Origin of the sequence: Paenibacillus sp. FSL M7-0896, from assembly GCF_037975415.1 — a bacterium.
In the GTDB taxonomy this organism is placed as follows: Bacteria; Bacillota; Bacilli; order Paenibacillales; family Paenibacillaceae; genus Paenibacillus_AQ; species Paenibacillus_AQ silagei.
This window is the reverse complement of sequence record NZ_CP150250.1, coordinates 1,076,379-1,103,237: the sequence shown is the minus strand read 5'-3', so window position 1 is coordinate 1,103,237 and position 26,859 is coordinate 1,076,379. Positions and strand designations below refer to the sequence as shown.

Below are 26,859 nucleotides of genomic sequence, written 5' to 3'. Positions count from 1 at the left end.
CTTCGTTTATTTTCTTGCTTCCAGCCTGCCTAATTAGCTCATTGGAACATCCCTACGCCGTTAAAATTCCCTTTGATCAGCATAATGTACTGCATCGCCAGCGACACAATCATCAGAAAGGTGGCGATCGACGGAATGACATTGATGATCGTGGAAATGTCCCCGATAAAGGACCACTTCTTCAGATATTGGTCACTTGAGATTTTGGTAATAATTTTGCCCTGCTCCTGCAGATACTTCGCTGCTTCATGGTCATCATCCATCCCTTCTGTCGCAAGCAGAATTGAACGGATATCGTTGATAAACATGTGGTTCTCCGGGAATTTGCTGCAAAACCATTCAATGGCCCGCTCCGTCCCCTCATCCACCGCCCGCTCTGACAGCTCATACAGATCCTGGCGGATGTAACTGAAATGGTTGGCCGTCCCGGCGCAGAAGGCGCCAAATTCCACATACCCCCGCTTGCGCAGACGGTTGTTCTCATAAAGACGGATGAAGGAGATCAGCTCCCCGTCTTTTTGAATCAGTGTCTTCTGATGCAGCCAGCTCAGCACCCAACCGAACGGCAGCACCCGCTGCGGGCTGGTAATTACGAGAATCAGCAGAGCAATCAGAGGATCGTATATGGACAGTGGCTCTGATCGTACGAAGTCTCCCGTTACCTGGGCCAGCAGATAGAGGAGAGCCGCCGAATATCGGAACAGGGTGATTTTGGCTGCTGATATAGAGAGTCCGCTCTGATTGAGCAATTGCTGCAGCCGCTCATTGTGCACACGTTCCCCGAAAGCCTTCCACTGCTGGCCCAGACGGAGCACATACCGCTGCTGACGGCTGCTGCTGCTGACAAAGACCAGTAAGGCAAGATACACAATACCTGTTACAGCTATCAAAAGTAGTAATCTATCCATCATTCATCACCTTAATGGTAGTCCAGTCTGGGTCTGGCGAGGATGGTACTGATCATGAACGAGATGAATAGGCCCGTCAGGATCACCATCATAAATGTAAGTCCAATCGTTGTCTCGAACTGCAATTTGAAATACACATCCGGCTTCAGCATGTACATGAACGTTCCCACAGAAGACACCAGCACAATCAGATTACCGTACAGCCCCAGGCTGATCGCATCCCTGCTGCTGGCCTTCACCGTCAGAATAGTCTCCCGTTGCAGCTCCATGGAGCGGTTAAGCGTCATGAGCGAGCTTTTGAGATAACGGGTGCCTTCCTTCTCGCAATAGAGCAGATCCGATACGAATTCTACGGCAAACGTCGTGCCAATCGCTCCGGCAAAACGCCCGGCTTCCTCGTTCAGCTCCCGTTCATTGCTATAGCCAGCGAACGCTGCCCCCAGCAGCCTCAAGGGCGTCTTCAACACATTCTCCCCCGGCAGCAAGTCACTGGTCTTGGACAAAATGGAATCCGCAGACAAATGCGTGAATTTGGTGGCGATTTTGATCACATCGAGCAGATCGTAGCTCCCCCGCACCTTGCGCTGGGCGTAGGTATATCTCATCCGCAGATAAGGAATACAGGCCGAGAGAACCGCCAGGAACAGCGGAAGCCGCCAGGCATTCGCCACAGGTGCGCCATCATTCAACACCATGCCTTCCAGAAAAGGATTGCTGAAGCTCATCTGCCCCGGCAGCTCTTTAAGAGTCAGCAGACTCGATAGGAATACACCGAGGAACAGCATCCCCGAACGGGTGACGAAGCGCAGCACACTGATGCCCGGCTCGTATCGCTTATGGGCAAAATACAGCAGATCATCCAGATGGCGGTACAGCCACATTTTCCTCTTCGCGCTGCTGACCTTGTGGCCGAACAAGCTCATCCGCAGATCCAGCTTTTGCCCCCACTGCCATAGATGCCGCTCAATCAGCGGCTTGACCAGCAGCCAGAGTCCGCCTGCAACGAGCAGGTGAAGCACAAACTGGATGATATAGAACAGCAGCTCCACAAGCTCTCTCTCCTCTCATTCGTTCAAAACGATTTTGGACTTCAGACTTTCCTTCAGCGGGTCAATCATCGGCTTCTGCGCAGCGAGATGTCCAAGCTCCTGCAGCAGCATCCGTGCCGCTCTGGCATTCTTCTTCTTCATCTTATCGATCAGCGCTTGGGTTAGCTTGTCATTATAGGTCCAGCCCGCCTGCTCCGGTTCCCAGCGCATCAGATCATTCGCGAAGACCGAATTACTGGCCTCTTCATAAAAGACCTCGGAGATCCGCGCGAGCCGCTTCTTGCCATCCGGGACACTCTCCAGAATAAACACCAGCTCACAGGATTTCAGCGCTGAGATTAAATGCCCCTTCAGACTGCCGCCGATCCGTGTAGATACAGCAAACGCCCCCTGATAAGGAATATCCTCTGAATCTACAGTATGAAAAGTGCCCGTAATGCCGTCATAGCCCTTCTCGCCGCTCCACAGATAGAATTCCCACTCGTTATATCTCATTTCTGTCATGTACAAAATGTTCGGGTCATGCCGCAGCGATTCCACACCGACCTCCATCAATTCCTCATTGGAAGCCTGAATGGGAATAATCCGGTGGCCTTTGATCTGATACGGTAAAATCGACTCCGGATGCTTCTCGATCATCACGACGCCCATACAGGAAGAGGAGCCGAGCAGCTGCTCGCCGACAATCGTGTTGGCAAAAGTGGTTTTACCCGAGCCTACGGCCCCCGCGATAATCGTGTTGCGAAACGTCCCGGTAAGCGCACGAATCAGATCAATCGCTTCCGCAGGAATACATTCCGTGCCGGCCTGATCATCCAGATCCAGAAATTCAACGACCTGCCGCCGCAGCGAGATGGTAGTGAAGCCCTCCCAGACCCGCGGGGAGACCCAGATAGCCAGACGAATGAATCGGCCGGGCCAGAGAGGATCATCCATTTTGAATTCAACGGAAGGATTATCCTTGTTCAGCTTCTTGCCGGGATCACTCTTGAGGAGAGAACGCTTAAGCTGCTCCACCCGGTCCAGCGAAGGCATCTCATAGGGATACGCCACAAACCTCCCCTGATGGTTATAAAAAATTTGCCGCCCGATCATCTGCAGTCCGGTGGATTCGCTATAGGCACGGTCTGTGAACCAGCGGTAGGCGGGGCCGAAGCCCTTCCATTCATGAAACAGCGCTTCAGCGGCTGTGCGGTAAGCCTCCGGCACTTTCCCGGTAAACGGGGTCCGGCGCAGATATTTCTCAATCTCGTTCATGAAAAAGCTGACCGCCTGCGGATCACCAACCAGCGCCTTCGCATTCAGTTCGAAATAGCCGTCATCCTCACGCTCCAGCCCGGCGTTCATTTCACTTTTCATGGTGTGCAGGAAGCTGTAGAAGTCCACTTTGCCGGGTTTGCTGGTACGCAGTACGCTCTGCTTCAGTGAGAATAGCCGTCTGCTCTGCGTTCCGTCCACGCGTCCAGGCACCGCCTGTAAGCTCTCGTCCCGTTGTCCCTGCCGCCTGCCTTGTTCAGGGTCCAGCGGAGCCCATCCGGACAGCACACGCTTCTGCTGCAACGGCAAGCTGTCATCCTTGTTGTTCATCATTGAAATATCCCCTTCTTGCGGGTTTCCTGGGCGAGGCCCAGTGATACAAGCAATGCGTGGACCTTATCGTCCACTTGCTGAAGCTCTTTTTTGCCCAGCGGCAGGCTCTCTGGAAAAGATGGATAATACGGTAGCTCCAGCAGAAGCTCGCTGCCAAAACGCAGGGCCAGGCTCTTCGGTGACGTTAGCTCCTCCACATTGCTGCGGTTAATTATCCACTGAAAGTCCTGCGGATGCAGGTCCATATGTCCGGCCAGCTCCATCAGGGGCTGCAGCCTGTGTTCATGCCGCGGGTGTGTAACGATCATGCGCAGCAGCGACTTCTGCATTCCCACATACCACGCGGCGCTCTCGGGAATCGACCCGAAGTCCGCAATCACCACATCGGCGCTTTCACTTGCTCTCGCCAGCAGATATTCGATCTCCTCCTCCTGATAATCCTGGGCGCTTAGGTAATCGAAGTTCCCGGGCAGATAGGCATAGCCTTCCTGCTTCACCAGTGAGCTGAAGTCCTCATCATGCAGCATTTTACCGGTAATCCGCGGCCGCAGCCTGTCCAGACTAACCGCCGTCTTCCGGTCATAGCCCGGATCGTACAGGTCGAGACCCAGCATAATCACCCGCAGCCCTGAAGCGGCAATCCTCCTGGCGAACAGCTTGGCAATACTCGTGCAGCCAATACCTGGCCCCGAGCCGAAAAAGCCTACCACATTACCGCTCTCCTTATGCTCATCTTCGAGCATATAGCGCAGCTTATCGATAATTGCTGCTGAGGTTGAACGCGGGGGCATGAAAAATATGCCCAGACTCTCACACTGCATATGTATAGCCTGGTAACCCCGCACCCCTTTTTGCAGATAGATGTACAAAATTGAAGAGTCTGGATACCTCCCTCTTAGCTCTCTTAATTCCGCTACCGGCACCTGCTCGCTCGTCACCATTAACAGATGCCCTCCGGCATGTTCTGGCTCCGGCAGCACACTTTGGGCAATAACGGTGAAGCCTGCCAGCTTAATCTCATTGATCGTCAGCTGATCTATGCCCAGACTGAATATTCTCAAGTCTCATTCCCCCTTCCCTTCTGTCCACGCCTACTCTACCCGGACAATCCATAGCTTCTTGCCCTGCTCGAGATAAGCTCCCAGCAGCTCACCGTCGCTCTTCTTCAGCTTCAGCTCTGGGGCTGCCACCTTCCCGGTCGAAGTAAAACGGTTATTGTTGTTGCCGTTCTCCGAGTCGAGTACATCGTTGTTATCTTCCGTACGCACGTAGTTTACGGTCACTCCGCTTAAGAATACTTTGCGCGCAGGGATCTCCGGCGGAGCCTCTGCTTCCAGCAGGGAAGAAGCGTCTGAAGCCTGTCCCCCTCCGGGAGTAGCTACAGATGCTGCTGCAGCCGGACTGTATCCTCTCCGTTCTTTTGCGGGTAAGTCTCCTTCGACCAGATAGATATCTACCTTATCCCTGCTGCGGAGAGAACCGTTGATGGCATAGATGGCGTCTTTGGGAATCGGGAAAATCCCCTCGTCCTGCTGTGGCTCCAGCTCGCTTACATCCACCAGCGACTCGGTCAGAATACTGCCATCCGTCAGATTGACATTCGTAATCTTCTGTTCCACCTGCTCCAGACTACGGACGACCCCTGCCGGGATGTCTTTGGTCTGTACGGAATCCAGATAGAGATTCTCCGCTGTCAGCTCATGATTCTTAGGCAGGAAGCCCCCGCCGTCCACCTTGATTTTGACAACGGTCTGTGACAGTACATAAGGCTTGAAGTAGAGATCATAGCCGAGCAGTCCGCCGAAGCCGGTGAGCAGGATGAGTCCGGCGAAGAAATAATTGCGTTTTAATAGACGTCCGCGTTTTGTTGACAAGCCCTTTACCCCCTTTGAATGTGATTTCTGCACATAGCAAAATACACTTTGGCTCGTATGTCCAAAATGCCGGCAAAATGCTTTTTTACCTTAGTGGTTGAGAAGTGTATTAGATTATCCTTGTGAGGTTGTGAAGCCTGAGGCTGCGGGAAGCTCCCGCTGAAGATGAATGCCGGTAAAAGCCAGGCCAGAACGATGTTCCATATCCCCTGCGTTACGCAGGATTGCTGACTTTTACCGGAGTGGTTGTAATGGTTAAGGCAAGATTAGCTGATTAATTAAATACTACTGTTTTATTGTGATGCACGAGGATTCTGTCCTCAATATGCCATTTGACCGCACGGGCCAGAACGACCCGCTCAATGGTACGTCCAATGCGCTTCAGCTCATTCACATCATCACTGTGGCTGACCCGCTGAACGTCCTGCTCGATAATCGGCCCGCCGTCCAGCTCCTCGGTCACGTAATGGGCAGTCGCCCCGATGATCTTGACTCCGCGCTGATAGGCCTGGGCGTACGGCTTACCGCCGACGAAGGCAGGCAGGAACGAATGATGGATATTGATGATCCGGTGCCGGTAATGCTCGATGAATGAAGGGGAGATAATCTGCATGTACCGGGCCAGTATAATGACATCGATATCTTCACCGATAACCTCCAGTTGACGCGCTTCAGCTTCAGCCTTCGTCTCTGCGGTAACCGGAATGTGATGGAACGGAATGCCGAAGGATTCCACATAACCCTGCATATCAGTGTGGTTGCTGACCACAAGCGCGATATCTGCATCCAGGTCACCCGCCTGCCACTGCCAGAGCAGCTCCACCAGACAATGGTCCTCCTTGGAGACGAAGATCGCCAGCCGCTTCTTATGGCTTACCTTGAAAATCTGCCAGTTCATCTTGAAGCGTTGGGCAACACCGCCGAAGATGTTACGTACCTCTTCCAGCCGCTCATCCAGCTTAGGCAGATCAAACTCTACTCTCATGAAGAACATTCCGCCGTCCGGGTCCATCGTATATTGGTCCGACTGCACGATGTTCGCGCCATGCTGATACAAAAAATGCGATACCGCCGCTACAATCCCAGGTCCGTCAGGACAAGATATGAGCATACGCGCCCGTTCGGGATAAGGTCTGCCTGATGAATGCTCTCTCTTCACATGTAATTCCATAGTTCTCGGTTCATCCTCTCATCTGCTTGCGTTATCTATGCGGGTCTATGCCTTCACGAGCAGCTGTTTGCCTGCCAGCCAGGCGATCAGCCGGTGATTAACGGCTTCCTCACTAAGCTGAGGGAATAGTCCGGCAGCTATGACTTGATCATAGAGACGCTCCAGCGGTTCACGGGGATCTGCCTTCTTAGCCTTGGCGTCATTCTTGAGCAGCTCCCACACATCCAGCACATAACGGCGGGAATCCAGCTCCTGCTTGGCAAAAAAGGCATGCAGCTCTTCCAGCTCCTGCAGGAATTCCGCTCCGAAGCGTTCAGCAACATTGCCGCGCAGCAGGGCGATTTCTACTTCATACATGGGACGGAGCTTCTTGGCATCCTTGCCGATCCAGGGTGTCTCCAGAATAAACGGCAGACCTGCGAGTGCTTCATGCTGGACTACATTGTTGATCGTCTCGAATCCCAGATAGCCGGAGCCAATCGGTGTATGACGGTCTTTGCCCGCTCCGCGCGGGTTCTTGCTGTCATTAAGATGGATCACGCCGAGCCGCTCCAGGCCGATGGTATCATCGAACTTCTTCAGCACCCCATCCAGATCGTTCACGATGTCATATCCGGCATCATGAATGTGACAGGTGTCAAGACAGATCGATAGCCGCTGATTAAATTCGACCTTATCTATAATGGAGGCAAGCTCCTCGAAGGTGCGGCCGATCTCTGTGCCTTTACCAGCCATCGTCTCCAGTGCGATATGCACATCGGTCTCATTCGTACCGCCCAGCACCTCATTCAGGCCGTCTGCAATACGCTGAATGCCGTAATCAGCATCCTTATCAGTGAATGCACCCGGATGCAGGACGATATGCTTAACCTCAAGCGCATGGGTCCGGCGGATCTCCTCCTGCAGGAAATCTACTGCCAGCTGGTAGGTATTCTCCTTATAGGAGCCCAGGTTAATAATGTAAGGGGCGTGAACCACAATCTCTCCGACGCCATTCTCCCGCATCTTCTGCTTGCCTTCCTCGGGGAACATCGATTCAATCGGCTTCCGGCGCGTATTTTGCGGCGCTCCCGTATATATCATAAACGAGGTAGATCCGTACTCATTTGCTTCATTGGCCGCGCTCAGGAGACCCTTGTCCGCGCAGGACACATGTGAACCTATTTTCAGCATGCTTAATTTCCCTCTTTCCTTCACGAATTAACCCTTATTCTACCGTGATCGGGAGAATAAATCTAGGCAAGCCCTGAAAGGCCGCTTCCGCTTCGCAAACCTAAGGAAATACGCTATACTCAAGAGGAGCAAAAGGAAAGTGACAATCATCATTGTCAAAGGCGGTGTATTAATGCATTTCCATTTACCCTCAAGCTTATTGTCCACATCTCCAAGCAACTGGTTTATGAACTCCATCGCATTTTGGACTTTTTTACTGCTGGGCAGCATGTGTATCGGCGGCTATTTTATGTTCCGCAAATTTCTGAAGGTGCTGCCCAAGGCTGACGGCAAATCCAAGCTGGACTGGCAGAACTACTGGGTGGAACGCAGCCGTCCGCTGTGGAGCGACGAGATGAAGTCTTTTCTGGACCAGCTTGTACAGCCGGTGCCTAGTCCATTCCGCGACATTGCCAAGCATTCTATCGCTGCCGAGATCGGCAAGCTGGCTGTAGAGAGCCATGCAACGGAGGTTACCCGTGAGCACTGTATCCAAGGGTACATTATTGCCACGCCCCGGCGTGACAACAGGTTCCTGATCACCTTCCTGGAGAAGAACGGTATTGATTATGCGCCTTACAAGCACCTGGTCAAATGAATTTATCTACTCACGCCGCCACAGGCGTCCAGAATAGGAGCAATCCCTATGAAATATATCATTTGCGGAGGCAGCGGATTCATTGGCAGCGAGCTTACCGGATATTGGCTGCACAGCGGACATCAGATCATCAGTGTCGGGCGCAAGAACCCCGAGAACAAGCTGGATCATCCGGGGCTTAGCTATCTCACCTGGGACAGCCTGGCAGCCCATCCTGAAGCGGCAGAAGGCGCAGATGCGCTGATTAATCTTGCCGGAGCTTCGCTTAGCCAGCGCTGGACCCCTAAGGGGAAGCAGGCGATTATGGAATCGCGTCTTGAAACCGTTACCGCTGCCGGGAAGCTGCTAAATTCACTCCAGCATAAGCCAAGCGTGATCGTCCAGTCCTCAGCCGTCGCCATTTATGGTACATCTGTGCAGGATACCTATACCGAAGCTTCCGAGACCCGGGTTATAGACTTCCCTTCCGAGGTGGTCAAGACCTGGGAGGAGGCTGCAGATGAGGCCTATGCCGGTATCCGTCTGGTCAAGCTGCGCACAGGGATTGTGCTTGGCAATGAGAGCGGTGCTTTTCCCAAAATGAAGCTGCCTTACTCGCTTGGCTTCGGCGGCAAAATCGGCACCGGCAAGCAGTGGATGTCCTGGATTCACCTTACAGACATTGTGCGCCTGATCGAATTCTGCATTCTTCAGCCTGAGATCGAAGGTCCCGTTAATGCCACCGCTCCACAGCCGGTCACCAATGAACAGTTCGGACGGATGATCGGCAAAGTCTACCATCGTCCGCATTGGTTCCCGATTCCCGCGTTTCTGCTAAAAACCGCTGTTGGCGAGCTGTCAGAGATTCTGCTGGAAGGCCAGCGTGTGCTTCCTTCCAAAGCAATTAACCACGGCTTCACTTTCAACTATCCCACCCTACAGCCCGCACTGGAGCAGCTGAAAAATCAGTAGGCTGCTGGAAACGCACCCTTCTATTCATCCCATCTGTCTCTGCTAAGCTGTGCGAAAGGTGTAGGTACCCTTAACAATGGTGAACACGGTGCCTTCGGTCAGCGGGTATTCTTTGTAGGGAACCATAGCTTCGCCTGCAAGCAGCGTCCCGTTCCTGGAATCCAGATCCTTCAGAATGTATCCTCCTGCGGCTCTGGAGATTTCAGCATGAACCCGTGAAGCACCCTCCGATTTCTCAATGTACTGGGCCACTTCAGAGGAGCGTCCAATAATGAAGCTGGGCCGGTTCAGCTCAATTCTCTCAATAGCTCCAACGTCATCCGGGTCGCTTCTTTCCAGATAAGGTACTGTCCTTCCGGCCTGGGGAAGACTGCTGCCTGTAGCCTGAACGGGTTCCCGGGTCAGCAGCGCTGTAGCCATCGCCGCTTCCTTCTTCTGCGGACTGCTGGCGGCCTTCCCCGGCGGAGCCTGTTGTCTGCCAGCCGGTGTAGCTGTGAAGCCGTTGACTCCCACAGTTGCTTCTTGTTGCTGAGGATTGTAGACCGGGGCAGGAGGACGATGCCGATCTACCGGATTTCTGCCGAAATCCCACTCCAGATCGCTTCTCAGCTTACGGTTCCGGGCTGTACTGTTATAATCCTCTGCCCCCTCCTCCAGAGTATCCATCTCTTCCTCAGCTTCGCCCCAAGCCAGCCTTCCACTCCATACCAGCCAGCATAATGCCGCAAGTATCAGAGTCACCGCAGCACAAACCGCCAGCCAGAGTGTCCGGGGGGCATTCAAATAGAGAAACTTCCATAGTAACGCATCACCTAATAATGCCCCCAGCAATATATATGTCCTGTAAGGACTCTGCTTGTCCTCAGCCTGAACAGGTCCAACTGTTGCATCCATTGCTGTCTGAGCTCCTGATAATCCCTCCCTCCGCTTCAGCTGTGGCGTACCGCTCATCCAAGGCGTGGGATTAAGCATCGAACCGGAAGGCTGCGCCTCCTTATCTCCAAGTACACGGGAGAACGATGCGGCTGCGGACCTTTCCCTGCCCGGGTCCTCCAGCCTGCGAGCCGTAGACTGCGCCCAATCTATCCTCGTTCCTGGTACAGCGGTAGAAGTGCCTGGGCCAGCCATAGGACTTAGATGTGCAGCCTCCGTCCCTTCAATATTGGCGTTATGGGGTGTAACCTCCGTCAGCATTTCTGCGAGCAGTTCCTTCAGCCCCGCCGGGCTAAAAGCTTCTTCCCCGCAATATTGCAGCAGCCGCTGAATCCCGTCACCCGATAACTCCTGAATGGCTCCCATGAAGACCATGATCAGCGATTTCAAGGCTTCTCCCGGCTTCGGTGCGGGATCTGTGAGTTCCAGCGGAATATAGGTCAGGAAGACCTTGCCGCTGCTGAGCGTACCTTCGATAAAGATAAAGTCCTCATGAAGCGCATACTGCTCTGTACGCAGCATATAGAGCTGCCCCTCCTCCATCCCGGCAGCGATCTGCAGCATCAGCCCGAAGAATTCCGTCATGCTCAGCTTCCCGCTCTTAAGTAGGGCTCCCAGCATTTTACGTCTTGCCACCGTGTATTCCAGTGTGACCTTCAGATCTATTTCTCTAAGCAGCAAGCGTAAATGATGCGGTATCCCGCTGGTCATCAGCATCCGGGCCTGCACCATATTCAGCTCTCCTGCGCTCAGTCCCCCGGATCTGCCCAGCAGCATCGTTATTCCATCCTGCTGGATGAAATCCCGTTCCAGTCCATACAAGTCTCTTCACCTCCTAAGCGTCAACGATAAGCTCCAAGTCAGAAATAAATATAAGCACAGATGAAGCCAGGGAACACGGCCAGCATAAAAGGAAACCGAAGCAACTCTCCCTCCCGGCCCTTGACGAGACTCATATTACGAAGCAGCAGGAACCCCGCTGTTCTGCTTATCATGCTGCGCAGCCTACGCCCTGTCTCCCTTCTGTAGAGAATGATAATCCAGCCTACAACTGCCCCCAAGAGCACCGAATAGACAATAACCTGAAGCGAGAAAAGCACTCCTGTCCAAGCGCCGATAGCCGCAAAGAGCTTCACATCACCAGCCCCCACCGCTCCGATAAAATACATAATCAGCAGGAGCAGGAAGCCTGCTCCGCTGCCGCAAAGTGAAAACAGCAGCCCCTGCCAGCCATTGATCATCCACTGCAGGAGCAGTCCGCCAATCAGCGCGGGCAGTGTAATCCAGTTAGGAATTCTCATCCAGCGTATATCTGTGAATAATGCCGCTGTCAGGAACGGCATGCAGCCCCATAGCGCCCATTCCGTCATCTGCCTTCCCCTTTTCTCTACTCTATTATTTGTTCACCACTGTAAAAGTCGCCTGAAGCGTAGCTCCATCAGCCAGACTAACCACAAAGGGCCAGGTGCCCGGCGTAGTATTCACACCGATCTTCCATTCCCATTCGATGTACCCTTGTTCATCTGCCTGCTTCCAGCCCAGATACTTGGCAGTACTCTGGCCGCTCTTGTAAAAGATCGACAGATTGGCCGATGCCCCGGGAGGCACCTTCACCTTGATAATGCCCTGGTGATTCGCTACTCCCGGGTTCGGCTTCTCCAGGATCATAATGGTCCCGGTCTCCTCAGCAGGCTCAGCCGGATCACCTTCCCCGGAAGAATCGGTGTTGCCGACCCATAAGCGTTCAACTGCGCTGGCCTCCAGCACGATTTTTTCATTCAGGAACGGGACTCTCATGGGCAGCTCATAGCTGACTACCATACCGAAATACGGATGCATCCCTTGCCTCAGATCAGGTACAGTGACATTAGATACATGAATTCTGCTATATTCAAGCCAGTCCGATGATAGATATGGCCGGAGCATCGGCTTAAGCACCAGATCCAGTGCAGCCTCGGATGCTCCCGCCTGCACCTTCTGCAGCGGCCCTTCTCCCTCCCGGACCACAGCCTTGACCCAGGATTCCATCGGCTGCGGAAGCTTCTCCACGTAATCCTCACTCCATTCCGTTATCGACAGGCGCGGTATGCTCCAGATGGTGGAGGAGTCCGCATCATCTGAGTGCTCAGCCTCACCTGCTTCTCCGGCTTCCTCCCCACCTCCCCCCTCCTGCTGCTGCATTGCCAGAGCTGCTGGATACATATGGGTTGAGATTATTTTGACAGTGTCAGAAGCCGTACTCTGCAGCGCTGTTGAATACAAGGTCATTTGGATAATGAAGATGAGGAACAGGACAAATAGCAGGAACACAGGCAGAATCAGTGCCGCCTCCACAACCATGCTGCCTTCATCCTTAGGGTCCGGCGATTTCCTCAGCCACCGCTTCATTCTACCCTCCCCCTTAGTAAGAAAAGTCAGCCGCTGCTTGTCTGAAATAAACTTTGCCCCGTACATCTCCTGGCAGACCGGCACTGTAATTCACCAGCTTCACTACACCCGGCAGAAACCAAAGCTGCATCCCCATCGTGATCCCGGCAGAGGCATATGTATATTTCTCTGCCGGATTGATACCGGTATTCAGGCGGATCAGCGCAAGAATCCGGGATAACTGTTCTTCCCCTCCCCCATGCAGCAGGAGGAACAGCCGAAGATAGTCACGATAGCTGAGCTGTGCGGTCATGTATTTGGATAAGGGAATCTCCCCCTTGGTGCAGAGCTGTATCATATCCTGGATAGCCTGCTCAATGCCGTACAGCAGTGCGGCGGCCAGAACGACAAGCGGATTCCCCATACCTGCTTTCTCAATCAGGCCTTCCATTGTCCGCACAGCCAGCCGCAGAGCAAAGATCTCACCATAAGCGGCTGCCACATTGCCTGCAGGATTATAGAATCCGTACAAAATATATTCCAGCTCTTGCGCCTGCGGCTTCAGCTGTTCTCCCAGCTGCTCACCGAATCCTTCAGCAGACCCGGAAGCCAGGGAGGTTAGCGCAGACAGATCGAAATGCCGGAAATACATCGCAGAGTACTCCGTCTGGTACAGCCGGTCTCTGGCTCCTGCCAGCACACTGCCCATAGCAGCATATATCCCATCCATATCTTTCATGGACGATTTGCCCGCAGCGTATTGATCACCAGTATTCACAGTAGCCCCCGGCTCCTGCTCCAGACCTTCGTTAAAGGCCACATTCTGCTGGTAGTATTGACGCAGACTACCATACTGCTCCATCGCTTCATGTGCGCTGCTTCCCAGCGCCCGGATCTGATCCAGCAGCTTCATCGCATCGCCAAGCTTCTTCTTCGCCTTCCCTTCTATCTGCTTACGCTGGCTGTCAGCAGTGCGGCGGTTCTCAATCTGTTCCGCTTCCTGCTTTATAACAGTACCGTCTTGCCCGTAGCTGCTTATATAGCCGTGCACTGCCCGGGAAGCATTAAGAACCCCTGCGCTCATAAGAGAATAGTCGGCATACAGCCCGGATGCTGTACTTAATATAGACGGCAAGCCGGAGACCAGCGGCTCCAAGGGAAGCGCGGCACTTCGCTGTACCCCAATGTTATTCCCCAGCTCGCTAAGCTCAGCTGGAGGAAGGATAAGTCCCTCCACCTGTGCTCTCAGCTTCTTAAGAGGCTCTGAGCTAAGCTCTCCGGCCGTGTCCGGAATGTCCCAACTATGGGCAGGATCATCCCCCGCAGTACTGGCATCCGCATCCGCCTGATTAATGACACTCTTCATTTGAAGGTTCAGCGCGTTCACCTGCTCAAGTGCAGCCTCTGCTTCATCCAGCAGACGGCTATTTTTCTCCTGGAAGTCCGCCAGCACTGCCGGTATCTTGCCTGTTACTTCACCAATCTGAACCTGATACTGCGATAGCACTGCCGTGTACTTCGGCCATGTCTTGGGGGGACGGTAATAATCGTCATAATATTTGTTGACATAATCCCCATACATCGCCGGGATATCGGAGCTTGCGGCCAAGGATGCAAGCGAACGCGCCGGAATACTGTCACCCGGAGGATTCATCAGCAGCTTCTGCAGGTTCTGCGCACTGTCAGCAGCTTCCTTGCGCTTCTTCAGCATAAGATCCAGCGCTTCCTCACGCTGATCATATATGGGCTGCAAGTCACCCAGTATCTCTGTTGTCCGTGAAGCCTCCGTCATCGCCGCCGATAACGGCTTAAGCTTGCCTGCCAGCTCCAGGGCGAAATCAACCGGCGCTTTGTACTTCATCTCTTCTATAATCTGCCGCCGGAAGACCTCATAGGTACCCAGCGGACGGCTCCAGTCCAGCGAAGAGGAATCGACCATCACGGGCAGCAGGTTAAACGCATCCCCCCGTCCGCTCTCGTACAGATTGTCATTAAGCACCTTCGATAGCAGTTGATTGCCGTCCCCGCCGCCGAAGGCGAATAAGCCATAGTTCTCGCGCAGCTCAATGTCATAAGCGGACATTACAGAGCGTATAGCAGCTCTCGCCAGACGTTCCTCCTGCACATTCACCGCCGCAATCCGCGCGTAATCGATCAGCACAGCATTAAAAAGAAACACAAACGCCAGTACCATAATAAGAAAGATAGATACCGAACCTTCCGCTGAGCGAAGATATCTGACAATATATCCCGGTGACCATTTGCCTATGCCTTGGGATGTACTACTGCTAATAGGATCACCGCCGTAATCCGAGCAGCGGCTCCGGCCAGACGATTTGCTTAAGCACCTGCTGTGACTGAAAATACGCATCCGAACTTCCCCTTAACCTTATTCTTGAACACCCCAGTCCAAGCTGCTCCATCACCAGTCATCCTTAATGCAGCTTATCAAGCATCTGGGCTGCATGCTTTTTCTCCATGCCGGTGCCCTCCTTACCGGCGGAGGAATCCTGTTTGAACTTCGACCCGTAGTAACGCATGAGATCCACCGTTCTTATGAATTCAACAGGCTCCGTAACGAAGGAGCGGGCATACACCTCAGGTGCGGCTCTATCGGCCAGCAGGTTGTCCAGAACAGGCAGATGTAGCACTTTCTTCAGCTCCGTACTGATTCTGCGGCCAGTCAATCCGTAGACATAGCTCATTTCTCCCTGTAATCCGGCAGGCACCATCTGTGATGCCCGGCGCAGCTTCACTACCGGCAGGGGCCCTCCTTCTTCAGCATTACCAGGCAGTGTAATGGCCGTACTGCCATTCTCTGCTCCTGAACCGAATAGCGAAGCCAATAGTCCATCCTCACCGATTCTCCAGTACAGCGGATCAACATTTCCGGTCTGGAATTCTCCGCTTACCGCCCGGTTACTATTCTCCCAGTTATATGCAGCCCGCTCCGCAGTAGCTGAGGCAATCTGCAGCAGCATCGACTTCTGATAGCTGTATAAGGAGAAGAACAGCAGCACCATCGTAATCCCCATAAGCATCGGCAGCAGAAGTGAAGCCTCGATAGTGAAGCTCCCCTCATCCTCCCGCAGCGGAATCACTCAAAAACTTCCTGGCTCTTATCTCCGGCCGTGCCGATCAGATCCTTAACCACCTTCACAATCTCCTCACGGAATACCAGAACGACCGCAATCAGGACAGCAATGATCAGAATCATCTCCAGTGTTCCCAGCCCCTCTTCATCTCTCCAAAAACTTCTTACTCCTTCTGCCATCTGCGTTAACATACGCCTCTACCTCCTACATTTTTAACATCATAATCGCCGGTGTTCCCACCAGCACAATCACAATCAAAAAGATAACCACCATCGGAAAAACCAGCTTCGACGATGCCTGTTCGCCGCGTGTGCGGCTGATCGCCTTCCGCTTCTCCCAGAGCATCCGTGACAGATCCCGCAGCGACAGAACAAAGTCGGCCCCGCCTCTGCGGTAATTAAGCAGCACTGTAGTAGTGAAGATGGAGACCTCCTGTACAGCACAGCGCTTACTGAAGTTCTCGAACGCCTGCTGGAAGGAGTAACCGCCGTCCCATTCAGCTGTCATCTTCATTAATTCAGCGTAGAGCGGATGGGCGCTATCTCCATGACGGCTGTTCACACAGCGGACAATCGCCCGCTGAACCGTCTCACCTGCGCCGACCAGCAGAACAATACTGTTCAGCAGCTCAGGAAGCTCCAGCATAATATTCTGCTCCCGTACACGTACCTTTTTGTGCAGATCGCTAACCATCGCCACCGGGAGTGCAACTGCCAAGAGCCCACCGAGGATTATTCCCGCCTGCTCTCCCGTAAAGCTTGTCAGCGCACTTCCTCCTGCGGCAAGCAGCCAGCTGTAGCTAAGCATCTCCCCCATGAACAGTAAGGTCCGTTCTGCACTGTAGCGCATACCATAGATCCGCTGTAGCGAACGTTGTATCCGAAACATCACAGAGGGGAGATAACTGGCGACTCTGCCCTGTTCTACTAGTAACAATAGAGGCTCACCCAGCCGCCGCAGCCGCAGGCCTTCCATAGGCAGCTCCCGCAGAGCAGCATAACGGCTGCCGCATCTCATCCTCAGAATGAGCCAGCCTGCTGCGAGCAGAAGCAGAATCGCACCACAGATCAATGACATCCCTTCACTCACCCTCCTTCACAGCGGAATATCCATGATCTTATGGGTCCAGAGGTAACAGAGGAACAATGCAATCAGCGCCAGTGTAGATACCGCTATTCCTGCCCCAGTATACATAGGTTCCATATAGTCTCCGGCGCTCAGACTCATGAACATCACCATCATCAGCGGAGAGACCAGCAGCGCCTTCGCCTCGAATTTCTTCTGGGCTATACTTACTGCGATGTCCTGCTGGATATCCAGCTTCTCGCCGATGATGGAGGATGTGCGGCGTACAATCTCAACCAGATCCCCGCCGGTACGCTTGCAGACCATGAACACATCTGCGAAGCGCTCCACATCCTCCATTCCTGCTCTTTTGCTGAACTCATACAGCGCATCTTCAATCGGCTCCCCGTTCTCCATCCGGGCACAGATGATATTCAGCTCGGAGATCATGTCACTTGCGCCCTCCGGGTCAAGCATCCGCAGGTCCTGCACGGCCTCGCGGAAGGCATTCTCCACCGAACGTCCGGCAGAGAGCGACGAAGAGAGTGAGAACAGCATCTGCTTGAATTGCAGATTCAGCGCAGCCCGGCGGCGCCGCAGCAGATATTCGCGCAGCAGCCGCGGCCCGTAGGCGCTTCCGGGGACAAGCAGTGCCGCCAGGAGCAGCCGGTGATAGAACAGGTAACCAATGCCGAACAACAGGGCGCCGGCACCCAGAATGACCAGCAATCTTTGCAGGGAGTTCAACTCATATACGGTATAATCCGGCAGCAGCACCTGCTCTCCCCCTTGAGATGCGTTAACCGGCAGCATGGGCGGTGTCGTCTTCATGAATCCTTTGCGTCGCCTTGCTAGGGGATGCCGGTCGCTCTTCTTCATGACGTTCAAGGTACACTCGCCTCCTTCGCAGAGCTTCTGCTCTCATACTGCTTGAGCGGATAATCAAGGATTCCGGCCATCCGCAGCTTGTCTGTATGCAGAAGCGGATGGCCGCAGACCTCAAGTCTCCCCTTCACCCGGCCATCTTGTTCGCCCGACTCCCGAAATTCATATAGTGGATTCAGTATGACTTCGCCGCTGCGGATACCCGCAACCTCACTGATCTCCATCACCCGGCGTGAGCGGTCACGCAGCCGCGACAGATGCACGAATATATCGATCGCTGAGCTGAGCTGCTGACGTACGACGGTTACCGGCAGATCAGCAGCGCTGAGCACCATGGTCTCCAGGCGGCTGAGCATGTCCAGTGCACTGTTCGAATGCCCCGTTGACAACGAACCGTCATGGCCGGTGTTCATCGCCTGCAGCATATCCAGACATTCAGCGCCCCGCACCTCGCCGACGACAATACGGTTAGGCCGCATCCGCAGCGAAGTGCGGATCAGATCACGGATCGTGATCTCGCCCCGCCCCTCTGTGTTAGCATTCCGGGTCTCCAGGGAGACCAGATTGGGAACCGTAACGATCTGCAGCTCTGCCGAATCCTCCACCGTAATGACACGCTCCTGCGGCGGGATGAACTGCGACAGGGCATTTAGAAAGGTTGTTTTGCCCGAGCCTGTACCCCCGCTGATGAAAATATTGTATTTGGCAGCAACCAGAATCCGCAGCAGCTCAGCCGCTTCCTCCGAGAGCGCTTCACGCCTCACCAGCTCCTCCATCGTCATCGGTGTCTCCGGAAATTTGCGGATGGTCATTGCCGGACCCTTCAGCGCGGCAGGCGGCAGTACGATATTGACACGCGAGCCGTCCTGCAGCCGCGCATCCACAATCGGCGAGGATTCATTGACCACACGGTTGACGCCGGAGACGATAATCTGAATGATATCCTCCAGCCTGCTCCCCGATTCAAAAGCCAGCGGCAGCCTGCGGATCATCCCCTCTTCCTCGATAAAGATCTCCTCGTGGCTGTTGATCATAATCTCGGTGATCGCCGGATTATCCACCAGCGGCTGGAGAATATCCAGCCCCCGGAAGGAATCGAACAGCTTCTTCACCAGCTCGTGCTTTTCCTGGGCAGTCAGGAGGCGTAATTGTTCCCGCTCCAGAATGATCCGTTCGATATAAGCAGCCAGCTCATCATTCCCGATGACCGAGGTCACATCCAGCCCTGCACGGATGTCGCTGCGCAGGGCGCGGAACATCTCTTCATTCATACAGGAATCCCTGTGAACACCCCAGGCAATTCAGGCTCTACTATAGCTCTGGAGAGCTGCTGAATGCCGTCAATGTATAGGGGAGAGCTTAGGCAGAGTTCTCCATAATGCTGTAACCCCCAGGATGGAATATACGGAAGTACAGTATCCAGCCGGAGTACTGCGGATAATGGCCTATCATTCTCTGCTCCGGTACAGCCGTTCATTACGAATCGGCTCCTGTTCACCAGCTCGGGCTGCATGCCGGAGTGCGGACTTGCGATATAATCCAGCCAGCGTTCGGTTTTGCGGATACTGGCCTGGTCATTCTTCAGCACCCACAGCAGGACACCGCATCTGTTCAGAACAGCCTGGGCCCGCTCCTCCTCAATAGCGCCGGTGTCTACAATAACTACATCATAGCTTCCGGCTCCAGCCAGCCCCTCCAGTAGATCCAGCGTGTCCTGCCGGGACATTTGGAGCATCTCCTTGAAATTCTCTACAGGCCTGAAGGCATCACACCGCAGACTGTCATGTCTGAACGCATAATCGGTCCATTTCGGCTCCCCTCTTCCTCCCTTATTCTCTGGTCCTCCGGCCTTTAGCTCATATAAGAGCCGCTCCAGACCGGGAACATGGCTGCCCGGCATCCGCAGAATGAATCCGCTGCTGTCTACACTCTCCAGGTTCAGATAGAACACGGACAGGCCAACCGCTCCAAGCTGCTTCGCCATGTTCAACGCTACCGTAGTTTTGCCGCTGCCGCCGCTAGCCGAGACAATCCCGAGCAGCAGCGTTGCTTCCTTAGGCAGAGCAGTCGTCCGGACCCGCTTCAGATCACTCAACTGGAGAATCGCTTCCAGCAGCGACGGCAGTGCCTGATACTTGGCAATATGCCTTCCCCCTGCCAGATCCCGCCCATTCGGCAATTCTCCGCCTTCGCTTAAGACTGCCCAGGGAACTGTACTTCTCCCTTCCACCAGCCAGGCTTCAATGAAGGACGGGTCCCCGGCTACCGCATCCGGCAGCTCATCGCCTGTCATAAATTCCATAAAAGCGTCCAGTCTGCTGAAAGCCGTAATCCGAAGCATCTCCGCGTATTCGCTATGGTGCAGATAATGCAGTAGCGGTTCAATATATTGGCTCTCCCGGACTGCAAGCACGATTCTTGCCGTCATGAACTCCTCCTCCTCTCTTGAATACATGGAAAAAAGAACAGCAAAAAAGCACCGCCAATAACCGTGAATACGGTCATTGAACGGTGCTTCCGTTACTGTTCCTGTAATTTACTGCTATAGTAGCATAGATATAAGAAGTCAGCAATAACTTTTTCACCACTATTTGAGAGAATCCCTCAGAATCCCCCTTACCGGCTACAGAAATCTGCGCTTCATATCCGGTGTCGGCAGCAGACACTGCTCATCCCTGCCGAACCAGCGGTAGCGGTTCCTGGCCACAATCCTGTACATAGCGTTACGCAGCGGTCCCGGAATTAGGATGAACACATATGCGGCAGGCCACGGGAACCGGAGTCTGCGGGCAATCCGCAGCACTGCTGCCGATTTCGTATAATACTTGCCGTTCTCTATCAGCACCACAGTGTCTAATTGCTGCTCGGGTAGACCGCCTGCCTTAAGCAGTTCCCGGGCCGCATCACTCTGCAAGGAAGCGAATTTGAAGTGCGCCTTGGGATCACGCGGAATAATGAACCGGACAATTCCCTGGCACAGATGACAGACCCCATCGATCAGCACAATAGATTCGCCCTGCACTTCCTTCCGCTCTTCAGTCACATCGCCGCCCCCTTCCTCTTAAGCATAGTGTAACATTCATATCCCCTTTTGAAAAAAAAGCAAAAAACGCGGGATAGCTCCCGCGCCTACAACGTCCGTTCGTCTAATTATTCAGCAATTGCCTTGTTAATCCATTCGTCCCCGGTCATTTGCTCTTCGAAATCAGCAGTGAAGGATTCCATGCATTTGCAGATGAAATCTTTGCGGCATACCGGACAAGGAGTCTTGAGCAGGCGGCTGATGTTCGTCATTTTCCATTCCGGAAACCGGTTGTAGAACGCGCGGCACTCCGTTCCGTCAGCAAGCTTGATAATGAACTCGTACAATCCTTCCTTATCATTGCTGCTGGCTTTGGTCACATTCGTAATACTCGGTTTGTAAGACATCTTCATCACCCATTATTTAAATTTTTGGTAGTTAATAGCACGCGCGACATTAACAGATACTTAGACATATTAAAGAATTTCCGGGGTGATGTCAACCAAAGTACAGGCTCCTGCAAGCTATTTACCACACTTCCGGCCTTCTCAGACTCTATTTAGTCATTATTCCCAGCTTTGTCCATTCCTACCCGTGGTTCTGCGGCTCTACATAACGTAAGACCAGACATTAACTTGTCTGGTCTTACGAATACGCATGCTATTCAATTGAACATTGCTATCTATCTCTACAGAACGTTCAGTTCAACCTCGATATTTCCGCGGGTCGCCTTGGAGTACGGGCAGAAATCATGGGCTTTCTTAGCCAGATCCTCTGCCACAGAGCGTTCAATGCCCGGCAGCTTCACATCCAGTTTCACGGCCAGCTTGAAGCCTCCGTCGCTCTCGTCCTTGCCGATCAGCACATTCGAGGTAATCTCGACATCCTGCAGCTTTACGCCTTCTTTACGGGCAATATTAGCAAGGGCACTCTCATAGCACGCACCATAACCTGCCGCGAACAGCTGCTCCGGATTTGTCCCTGCACCACCAGGACCTCCAAGCTCCTTCGGAATTTTGAGATCATGCTTCAGCGCTCCGTCGGACGATTCCACCGAACCTTCACGGCCTCCGCGAACCTTGGCTGTAGCAGTATATAGGGGTTTTAGTTTCAATGTACTCATCTTTAAAATCTCTCCTTTTTAACACAAATTTTGTAAGAACACTTACACTTAACTTAAACAACCTCACATTTTTGAAACGACCCGGCAGATTGTTACCTTTTAAAACTTGCTTCCGGCGGTGAATAGTGTACAATTAAATTGTGATAAATCAATGTTCGGGAGGAATCATTCATGAATGTCCATGATTTTGAAGCCAACACCCTGCGGGGCCAGGAAGAATCACTTTCCAAGTACAAAGGCAAGGTTCTGCTCGTCGTGAATACAGCCAGCAAGTGCGGACTCACCCCGCAATATAAGGGTCTCCAGGAAGTGTACGATAAATTCAAAGACCGCGGTTTTGAGATTCTGGGCTTCCCCAGCAACCAGTTTGCCGGACAGGAGCCAGGTGAGAGCGAGGATATTGCCGAGTTCTGCGAGATCAATTACGGTGTATCCTTTCCGATGTACGAGAAAATCAACGTCAAAGGCGCCGACGCCCATCCCCTGTTCAAGTATCTGTCCAAAGAGGCACCAGGAGTACTCGGCTCGAAGAGTATCAAATGGAACTTCACCAAGTTCCTGGTGGACCAGGAAGGCCGTGTACTGAAGCGGTTCGCCCCGCAGACAACACCGGATCAGATCGAAGAGGATATCGAGAAGCTGCTGCGCTAGAGCGGATTCAACAAAAACACCCTTCATACCCGGATTAGTTCCGTGCGAAGGGTGTTTTTGAGTTCAAAAAAAAGCCGAAACCCTTGAATGATCAAGGATCTCGGCTTTTATGAAAAATATGCGGTAGAGAGGACTCGAACCTCCACGGGTATACACCCACTACCCCCTCAAGATAGCGTGTCTGCCATTCCACCACTACCGCGCGGTGTGTCTAACGTTGAAGCATTGTTTGAGGCCAACATTCAATATTATAAATCGGTTGCGCTCAAAAGTAAAGGTACCAGCTTAAGAATTTTCGCCTTTCGTATCCTGATCCTTGTCCTTATCCTTACGATACTTGGTAAAGGCCAGATATTCCTTAATAAAGTTCTTTTCCTCCGGCAGCAGCTCCTCCGTTTGGCAATTCAATTGCCGCATTTGGCCAAAAAAATAATCCTCGCCGCTTTCCTGAATCGTCTGGGGCTGTTTGCCCAGGATCAGCCAATCTAAGCTCACATGAAAAAATGCAGCAATCTCAATCAGCTTATGTGTGCCAGGCGTAGATTTGCCACGCTTCCAGTCTCCCATATTGCCGGTGCTGATTCCGAGCTGTGCACAGAAGGATTTCTTCGTAATTCCTTGCCGTTTAATCAATAATTCAATACGTTCATAGATGGATTGCATCAGTCAACTGCCTCCCCAAAAAATATAATACGTAAAAACGTTATTTTTTATTGAAAAATGACGTAAAAAAGTATATAATTAACTATTATTATATCTTTACCTATTTTATATCATACCGGCTGGATAGTCGATACGAGGTGAGCAATCTGAACAGCAAACGCCCTATTACTGCCTACGGCTGGGCCATTAAGCAACGTCTGGCAGAACTGCACTTGGATCAGAAGAAATTCTGTGAATTACATGACATCCCACCCTATCGGCTGTCCAACCTGATTCACGGTACGCGCAAGGCAGACAGATACCGCCGTCAAGTAGCTGAATTATTGAATCTGCCGCCATCTTAGTTCCAGTTGGAGCAGCAGTTCTCCATGTGTGGGCCGACCGGCATTATTCTTCTTGTAGCTACTGTTATTCTACCTTATCTTGGCAAAATCCTTCTTTTCCCGTGCACTCTATTCATACACAAAAAAACCTCTCCGGTGAAATGGCTGAGCGTACTCCATTTCACCACAAGAGAGGTTTATTTCCTATTTTTTCCTGTTTCTTACCTAATTTAGTGAGTTAGCCTTTGACCGCTCCGCCGGTAAGTCCTCTGACCAGGGTCTTGGAGCCGAACAGGAAGAGAATAATCAGCGGCAGCGTACCGAGGGTCAGACCCAAGATACTAGCTGAATAATCCGTGCGGAAGACGGTGGACAGATTGGCAATGCCCAGCGGCAGCGTGTACAACTCCGGCTTGTTGATCGTGACCAGCGGCAGCAGATAGCCGTTCCAGGACCCGAGGAAGGAGATCAGCCCCAGGGTGCTGATGGCCGGCATGAGGAACGGAACAACAATTCTTGTGAGAATAGCCGGTTCCGAGCAGCCGTCGATCCGCGCGCTCTCAATAACCTCTGTCGGGACGGAGGAGCGGATGAACTGGGTCATGAAGAATACGCCGAAGGCATTATTCAGTCCGGCCAGAATCAGCGGCGCATGAGTGTTGTTCAGGTGGAACCACTTCATTTCCATCACATATGCAATCAGACCAAGGTGTCCGGGAATCATCATCGTCAGCAGAATGAAGCCGTACAGCGCATTTTTACCCTTGAATTCATATTTGGCAAAAGCAAACCCGGTAATCGAGGCCACCCCAACCGTCACCAGTGTGAACAATACAGCAACATAGAAGCTGTTCCAGTAATTCCGCAGGAAGCTGGCAGACATGATCGTCTGCAGATTCTCCAGCAGATAGCCGCTGGGCAGAATCGGAAGCTGCTTGAACAGGTCCTCGGAATAGTAGGTTCCCATCACAATCATCATATAGAACGGGAACAGGAACGCGATAGCGATCAGGCTAAGCAGCAATACGGTAAAAAATTTCTTCGCTCTCATTTGTCGTCACCGCCCCTGTTGATCCATTTCATGCCAACTACTGAGAACAAGGCGATGAACAGGAAGGTGCCGTAAGCGATCGCTGCCCCTTTACCATACTTGAACGCACTGCCGTTGAAGGAAGCATCGAACATGTACCAGATCGGTGTGAAGGTGGAGCCGTCAGGCCCTCCTACCATACTGGAGCCTGAAGCCCAGCCGCTGAACAGCAGCATCGGTTCTTCCACCAGCTGCAGGCCGCTGATAATAGAGGTAATAATCAGGAACAGGTTGATCGGCTTCAGCAGCGGAATCGTAATGCGCGTGAACACATCTTTGGAAGAGGCTCCGTCAATGACTGCGGCCTCATAGATGGAAGTATCAATACTGGCCATCCCCGCCGTGTAGAACATGACGAAATACCCAAGATTTTTCCAGAAGACCATCAGGATGACTACCCAGCGGGAGGAGCTGGCGGAGCCCAGCCAATTAATCTTCTCCTGAATAATGCCCAGCCCCATAAGCATATTATTGAAGAACCCGCCCTGCCAGTCGAACAACAGGGAGAAGATAATTCCGACTGCGACCGGAGTTGTCATATAGGCACTGAATACGCTGAGGCGGAAAAAGGTTTTGCGGCGGATCAGCTTGCTTTCGATAAGGCTGGCTACCAGCATTCCCATAAGGACAAGGGCCGGAAGGTATACCGCCATGAAGATAATGACATTGAGCAGGGATTTCCAGAAGAAGGCATCATGGAAAAATAACTGCGTGTAATTGCTGAATCCGATGAAATTCCGGTTGCCGTACAAATCCCAGTCGGTAAGACTGATATATAGAGTGAAGAGAATTGGAAACAAGCTCAGTACGGCGTAGGATAAGAAATAAGGCGTGATGAACAGGTACGGCCATTTATTTTTGCTGCTGATTCCTTTAGATTTCTGCATCGTTATTCAAAAGTCAGCTCAGGATGATTTTTCTTCAGCTGTTCTTCCCACTTGTCCAGGGCCTGCTTCGCATCGAAGCTGTTATCCTGCGCCATGACCTGAAGCACCAGCTCAGAGGAGCTGTAGATATCCTGATCGTATTTGGTCACTGCTTTGGACTTCATGTTCGGGAACACCTTCTCTACCCAGAACTTTCCAAGATCCTGTCCGCCGAAATATTCATCCGCCCCGGAAGATAGCTTGGAGGTATCCTTGAAGAAGGATTTCAGCGGCAAAATATAATCGGAGACGGCGAAGTTGGCTTCAGCGCCTTCGTCCGTGCCTAACAGCCAGTTGAGATACGCCCAGGCCGCATCTTTATTTTTGCTGTCCTTCCAAATACCGATAGTAGTACCGCCGTATGGATATCCGCCTTCCGGAGGCACCATCAGACCCCAGCGGCCATTACTGGCCTTGTCGTTAGGCTTGATTACGAATTCTGGCGACCAGTTCGCCGACGGATAAAAGATTACGTTGTCCTGCGAATACGAAGCATTCCAGGTGGGTGACCACATTGCCAGCTTGCCCTCTGCGTTATTGTCGCGGATGGACTGCAGCTGAGTGAAGATCCTAAGCAGCTCTTGAGTATTCACCTTGGTTCCGTCTACAACTGCGGTTGTCCCCTGGTTGGAGAGGATGGTATACGCATCCATCAGGCTTCCCAGCATGAATGTCTTACCGCCGCTCTTCTCATAGACTTCTTTGCCCTTGGCAATGAAGGTATCCCAATCAGGGAACATGGCAGTCAATGCATCAGGATCATCTGTCCCGAAGTATTCTTTAGCCAGATCACGCTTGTAAGCCAGTGCTCCAGGCGAGCCGGATTGCTCCAGACCAACAAGCTCTCCCTTGCTGTTCGTCAGCAGCGGAAGCTCGAAGTCGAGCAGATTGGAGGTATCGAAATTGTAGGGCTCTTCGGACAAGCTTTGCAGTACGTTAAGCTCATAGAGAGCGCCGCGGAAGGCCGCTTCTCCCCAGATAATATCCGGCAGACCGGAGCCTGCAGCGATAGAGGTCTGAATTTTTTTCAGATAATCCCCCGCCGAGACTTCAACGAACTCCAGCTTGACATTCGGGAACTTCTCGTTGAACTTGGCTCCGGTGCCCTCGAACCAGGCTTTGTCCCAGCCCCACACGGTTAATTTACCGGAAGCGTTTGCAGGATCGCTTGAGGTGTTCGCAGGGCTTGCGCCGCTGGAGTCCCCGGAAGCGTTGTTGTTTCCATTGCCGCAGCCGGCCAGCACCAAGGTGAAGCATAACGTTAAGACAAGCGCTATAACCGATGCTTTTTTACTGAATAGATTGTGCAAATTAAGATCCCCCTTGCATCTGTTGTGACAGCGGGCGGTTCCTGTAATGTCTT

28 protein-coding genes and 1 tRNA gene are annotated in these 26,859 nt (G+C 52.7%); 4 read left to right on the top strand and 25 right to left on the bottom strand.

Annotated elements, in window-relative coordinates; all coding sequences use genetic code 11:
- Positions 1 to 38 precede the first annotated feature (38 nt).
- The 7 genes from MKY12_RS04690 to MKY12_RS04660 all read right to left on the bottom strand — a co-directional run bounded on the left by MKY12_RS04690 (position 39) and on the right by MKY12_RS04660 (position 7,765).
- Complete coding sequence (locus MKY12_RS04690) at positions 39 to 890, bottom strand: hypothetical protein (RefSeq protein ID WP_339313070.1); 852 nt, start codon at positions 888 to 890, stop codon at positions 39 to 41.
- A 29-nt stretch (positions 891 to 919) separates the two neighbouring features.
- Positions 920 to 1,957 carry a hypothetical protein gene (locus MKY12_RS04685; protein WP_209876520.1) on the bottom strand — a complete coding sequence of 346 codons (1,038 nt, stop codon included), beginning with the start codon at positions 1,955 to 1,957 and terminating at the stop codon, positions 920 to 922.
- A 15-nt stretch (positions 1,958 to 1,972) separates the two neighbouring features.
- Positions 1,973 to 3,547 (bottom strand): ATPase, T2SS/T4P/T4SS family, encoded by a 1,575-nt coding sequence (locus MKY12_RS04680; protein ID WP_339313069.1) that lies wholly within the window; start codon positions 3,545 to 3,547, stop codon positions 1,973 to 1,975.
- Positions 3,544 to 4,608 carry a hypothetical protein gene (locus MKY12_RS04675; protein ID WP_339313068.1) on the bottom strand — a complete coding sequence of 355 codons (1,065 nt, stop codon included), beginning with the start codon at positions 4,606 to 4,608 and terminating at the stop codon, positions 3,544 to 3,546. The genes MKY12_RS04680 and MKY12_RS04675 overlap by 4 nt, the downstream gene beginning before the upstream one ends.
- Positions 4,609 to 4,638: 30 nt before the next feature.
- On the bottom strand, positions 4,639 to 5,421 hold the full coding sequence (locus MKY12_RS04670; protein WP_339313067.1) for an SAF domain-containing protein: 783 nt from the start codon (positions 5,419 to 5,421) through the stop codon (positions 4,639 to 4,641).
- Positions 5,422 to 5,695: 274 nt separating this feature from the next.
- Positions 5,696 to 6,592, bottom strand: a complete 897-nt coding sequence (gene purU, locus MKY12_RS04665; RefSeq protein WP_339313066.1) for a formyltetrahydrofolate deformylase — start codon at positions 6,590 to 6,592, stop codon at positions 5,696 to 5,698.
- Between the two features lie 45 nt (positions 6,593 to 6,637).
- Positions 6,638 to 7,765 carry a deoxyribonuclease IV gene (locus tag MKY12_RS04660; protein WP_036727528.1) on the bottom strand — a complete coding sequence of 376 codons (1,128 nt, stop codon included), beginning with the start codon at positions 7,763 to 7,765 and terminating at the stop codon, positions 6,638 to 6,640.
- A 172-nt stretch (positions 7,766 to 7,937) separates the two neighbouring features.
- On the opposite strand from MKY12_RS04660, the gene MKY12_RS04655 reads away from it, so the two are divergent.
- Complete coding sequence (locus tag MKY12_RS04655; RefSeq protein ID WP_209991726.1) at positions 7,938 to 8,402, top strand: DUF2621 family protein; 465 nt, start codon at positions 7,938 to 7,940, stop codon at positions 8,400 to 8,402.
- A gap of 48 nt (positions 8,403 to 8,450) precedes the next feature.
- Positions 8,451 to 9,353, top strand: a complete 903-nt coding sequence (locus tag MKY12_RS04650; RefSeq protein ID WP_339313065.1) for a TIGR01777 family oxidoreductase — start codon at positions 8,451 to 8,453, stop codon at positions 9,351 to 9,353.
- 42 nt (positions 9,354 to 9,395) lie between these two features.
- Here the strand turns inward: MKY12_RS04650 and MKY12_RS04645 are convergent, their stop codons facing one another.
- From MKY12_RS04645 to MKY12_RS04585, 13 genes are all read right to left on the bottom strand, one after another.
- The gene (locus MKY12_RS04645; RefSeq protein WP_339313064.1) at positions 9,396 to 11,108 is read right to left on the bottom strand and encodes a DUF6382 domain-containing protein; all 1,713 of its coding nucleotides are present in this window, start codon (positions 11,106 to 11,108) and stop codon (positions 9,396 to 9,398) included.
- A 38-nt stretch (positions 11,109 to 11,146) separates the two neighbouring features.
- Positions 11,147 to 11,656: an A24 family peptidase gene (locus tag MKY12_RS04640; protein WP_339313063.1), complete on the bottom strand. Its 510-nt coding sequence runs from the start codon at positions 11,654 to 11,656 to the stop codon at positions 11,147 to 11,149.
- A gap of 25 nt (positions 11,657 to 11,681) precedes the next feature.
- On the bottom strand, positions 11,682 to 12,674 hold the full coding sequence (locus MKY12_RS04635) for a TadE/TadG family type IV pilus assembly protein (RefSeq protein WP_339313062.1): 993 nt from the start codon (positions 12,672 to 12,674) through the stop codon (positions 11,682 to 11,684).
- Between the two features lie 13 nt (positions 12,675 to 12,687).
- Positions 12,688 to 14,847, bottom strand: a complete 2,160-nt coding sequence (locus MKY12_RS04630) for a hypothetical protein (RefSeq protein WP_063830934.1) — start codon at positions 14,845 to 14,847, stop codon at positions 12,688 to 12,690.
- A gap of 241 nt (positions 14,848 to 15,088) precedes the next feature.
- Positions 15,089 to 15,754 (bottom strand): TadE family protein, encoded by a 666-nt coding sequence (locus MKY12_RS04625; RefSeq protein WP_339313061.1) that lies wholly within the window; start codon positions 15,752 to 15,754, stop codon positions 15,089 to 15,091.
- Positions 15,751 to 15,939, bottom strand: a complete 189-nt coding sequence (locus MKY12_RS04620; protein WP_036727518.1) for a Flp1 family type IVb pilin — start codon at positions 15,937 to 15,939, stop codon at positions 15,751 to 15,753. The genes MKY12_RS04625 and MKY12_RS04620 overlap by 4 nt, the downstream gene beginning before the upstream one ends.
- A gap of 13 nt (positions 15,940 to 15,952) precedes the next feature.
- The gene (locus MKY12_RS04615; RefSeq protein ID WP_036727516.1) at positions 15,953 to 16,825 is read right to left on the bottom strand and encodes a type II secretion system F family protein; all 873 of its coding nucleotides are present in this window, start codon (positions 16,823 to 16,825) and stop codon (positions 15,953 to 15,955) included.
- Positions 16,826 to 16,843: 18 nt separating this feature from the next.
- Positions 16,844 to 17,644 carry a type II secretion system F family protein gene (locus tag MKY12_RS04610; RefSeq protein WP_155991597.1) on the bottom strand — a complete coding sequence of 267 codons (801 nt, stop codon included), beginning with the start codon at positions 17,642 to 17,644 and terminating at the stop codon, positions 16,844 to 16,846.
- 53 nt (positions 17,645 to 17,697) lie between these two features.
- Complete coding sequence (locus tag MKY12_RS04605; RefSeq protein WP_036727514.1) at positions 17,698 to 18,969, bottom strand: CpaF family protein; 1,272 nt, start codon at positions 18,967 to 18,969, stop codon at positions 17,698 to 17,700.
- Positions 18,966 to 20,126: a hypothetical protein gene (locus tag MKY12_RS04600; protein ID WP_051478183.1), complete on the bottom strand. Its 1,161-nt coding sequence runs from the start codon at positions 20,124 to 20,126 to the stop codon at positions 18,966 to 18,968. Before MKY12_RS04600 ends, MKY12_RS04605 begins: the two co-directional genes overlap by 4 nt.
- A gap of 195 nt (positions 20,127 to 20,321) precedes the next feature.
- Positions 20,322 to 20,741 carry a thiol-disulfide oxidoreductase DCC family protein gene (locus MKY12_RS04595; RefSeq protein WP_036727513.1) on the bottom strand — a complete coding sequence of 140 codons (420 nt, stop codon included), beginning with the start codon at positions 20,739 to 20,741 and terminating at the stop codon, positions 20,322 to 20,324.
- Positions 20,742 to 20,848: 107 nt separating this feature from the next.
- Positions 20,849 to 21,127 carry a hypothetical protein gene (locus MKY12_RS04590; protein WP_036727511.1) on the bottom strand — a complete coding sequence of 93 codons (279 nt, stop codon included), beginning with the start codon at positions 21,125 to 21,127 and terminating at the stop codon, positions 20,849 to 20,851.
- A gap of 281 nt (positions 21,128 to 21,408) precedes the next feature.
- On the bottom strand, positions 21,409 to 21,843 hold the full coding sequence (locus MKY12_RS04585) for an organic hydroperoxide resistance protein (protein WP_036727509.1): 435 nt from the start codon (positions 21,841 to 21,843) through the stop codon (positions 21,409 to 21,411).
- A 171-nt stretch (positions 21,844 to 22,014) separates the two neighbouring features.
- Here MKY12_RS04585 and MKY12_RS04580 point away from each other — a divergent pair, with 171 nt between their 5' ends.
- Positions 22,015 to 22,494, top strand: a complete 480-nt coding sequence (locus MKY12_RS04580) for a glutathione peroxidase (RefSeq protein ID WP_036727508.1) — start codon at positions 22,015 to 22,017, stop codon at positions 22,492 to 22,494.
- A gap of 119 nt (positions 22,495 to 22,613) precedes the next feature.
- Here MKY12_RS04580 and MKY12_RS04575 read toward each other — a convergent pair.
- Together MKY12_RS04575 and MKY12_RS04570 are read right to left on the bottom strand one after the other, a co-directional pair.
- Positions 22,614 to 22,696: transfer RNA gene (locus MKY12_RS04575), tRNA-Leu, on the bottom strand.
- 83 nt (positions 22,697 to 22,779) lie between these two features.
- Positions 22,780 to 23,157 carry a helix-turn-helix transcriptional regulator gene (locus MKY12_RS04570; RefSeq protein WP_036727506.1) on the bottom strand — a complete coding sequence of 126 codons (378 nt, stop codon included), beginning with the start codon at positions 23,155 to 23,157 and terminating at the stop codon, positions 22,780 to 22,782.
- A gap of 146 nt (positions 23,158 to 23,303) precedes the next feature.
- Between MKY12_RS04570 and MKY12_RS04565 the strand changes: the two genes are divergently transcribed.
- Complete coding sequence (locus MKY12_RS04565; protein ID WP_036697411.1) at positions 23,304 to 23,501, top strand: hypothetical protein; 198 nt, start codon at positions 23,304 to 23,306, stop codon at positions 23,499 to 23,501.
- 217 nt (positions 23,502 to 23,718) lie between these two features.
- On the opposite strand, the gene MKY12_RS04560 is transcribed toward MKY12_RS04565, so the two are convergent.
- The 3 genes from MKY12_RS04560 to MKY12_RS04550 are packed head-to-tail and all read right to left on the bottom strand — an operon-like array spanning position 23,719 to position 26,806.
- Complete coding sequence (locus MKY12_RS04560) at positions 23,719 to 24,531, bottom strand: carbohydrate ABC transporter permease (protein ID WP_076082389.1); 813 nt, start codon at positions 24,529 to 24,531, stop codon at positions 23,719 to 23,721.
- Positions 24,528 to 25,457, bottom strand: coding sequence for a sugar ABC transporter permease (locus MKY12_RS04555; protein ID WP_339313060.1), 930 nt, complete (start codon positions 25,455 to 25,457; stop codon positions 24,528 to 24,530). The genes MKY12_RS04560 and MKY12_RS04555 overlap by 4 nt, the downstream gene beginning before the upstream one ends.
- A gap of 2 nt (positions 25,458 to 25,459) precedes the next feature.
- The gene (locus tag MKY12_RS04550; protein ID WP_339313059.1) at positions 25,460 to 26,806 is read right to left on the bottom strand and encodes an extracellular solute-binding protein; all 1,347 of its coding nucleotides are present in this window, start codon (positions 26,804 to 26,806) and stop codon (positions 25,460 to 25,462) included.
- Positions 26,807 to 26,859: the final 53 nt, after the last annotated feature.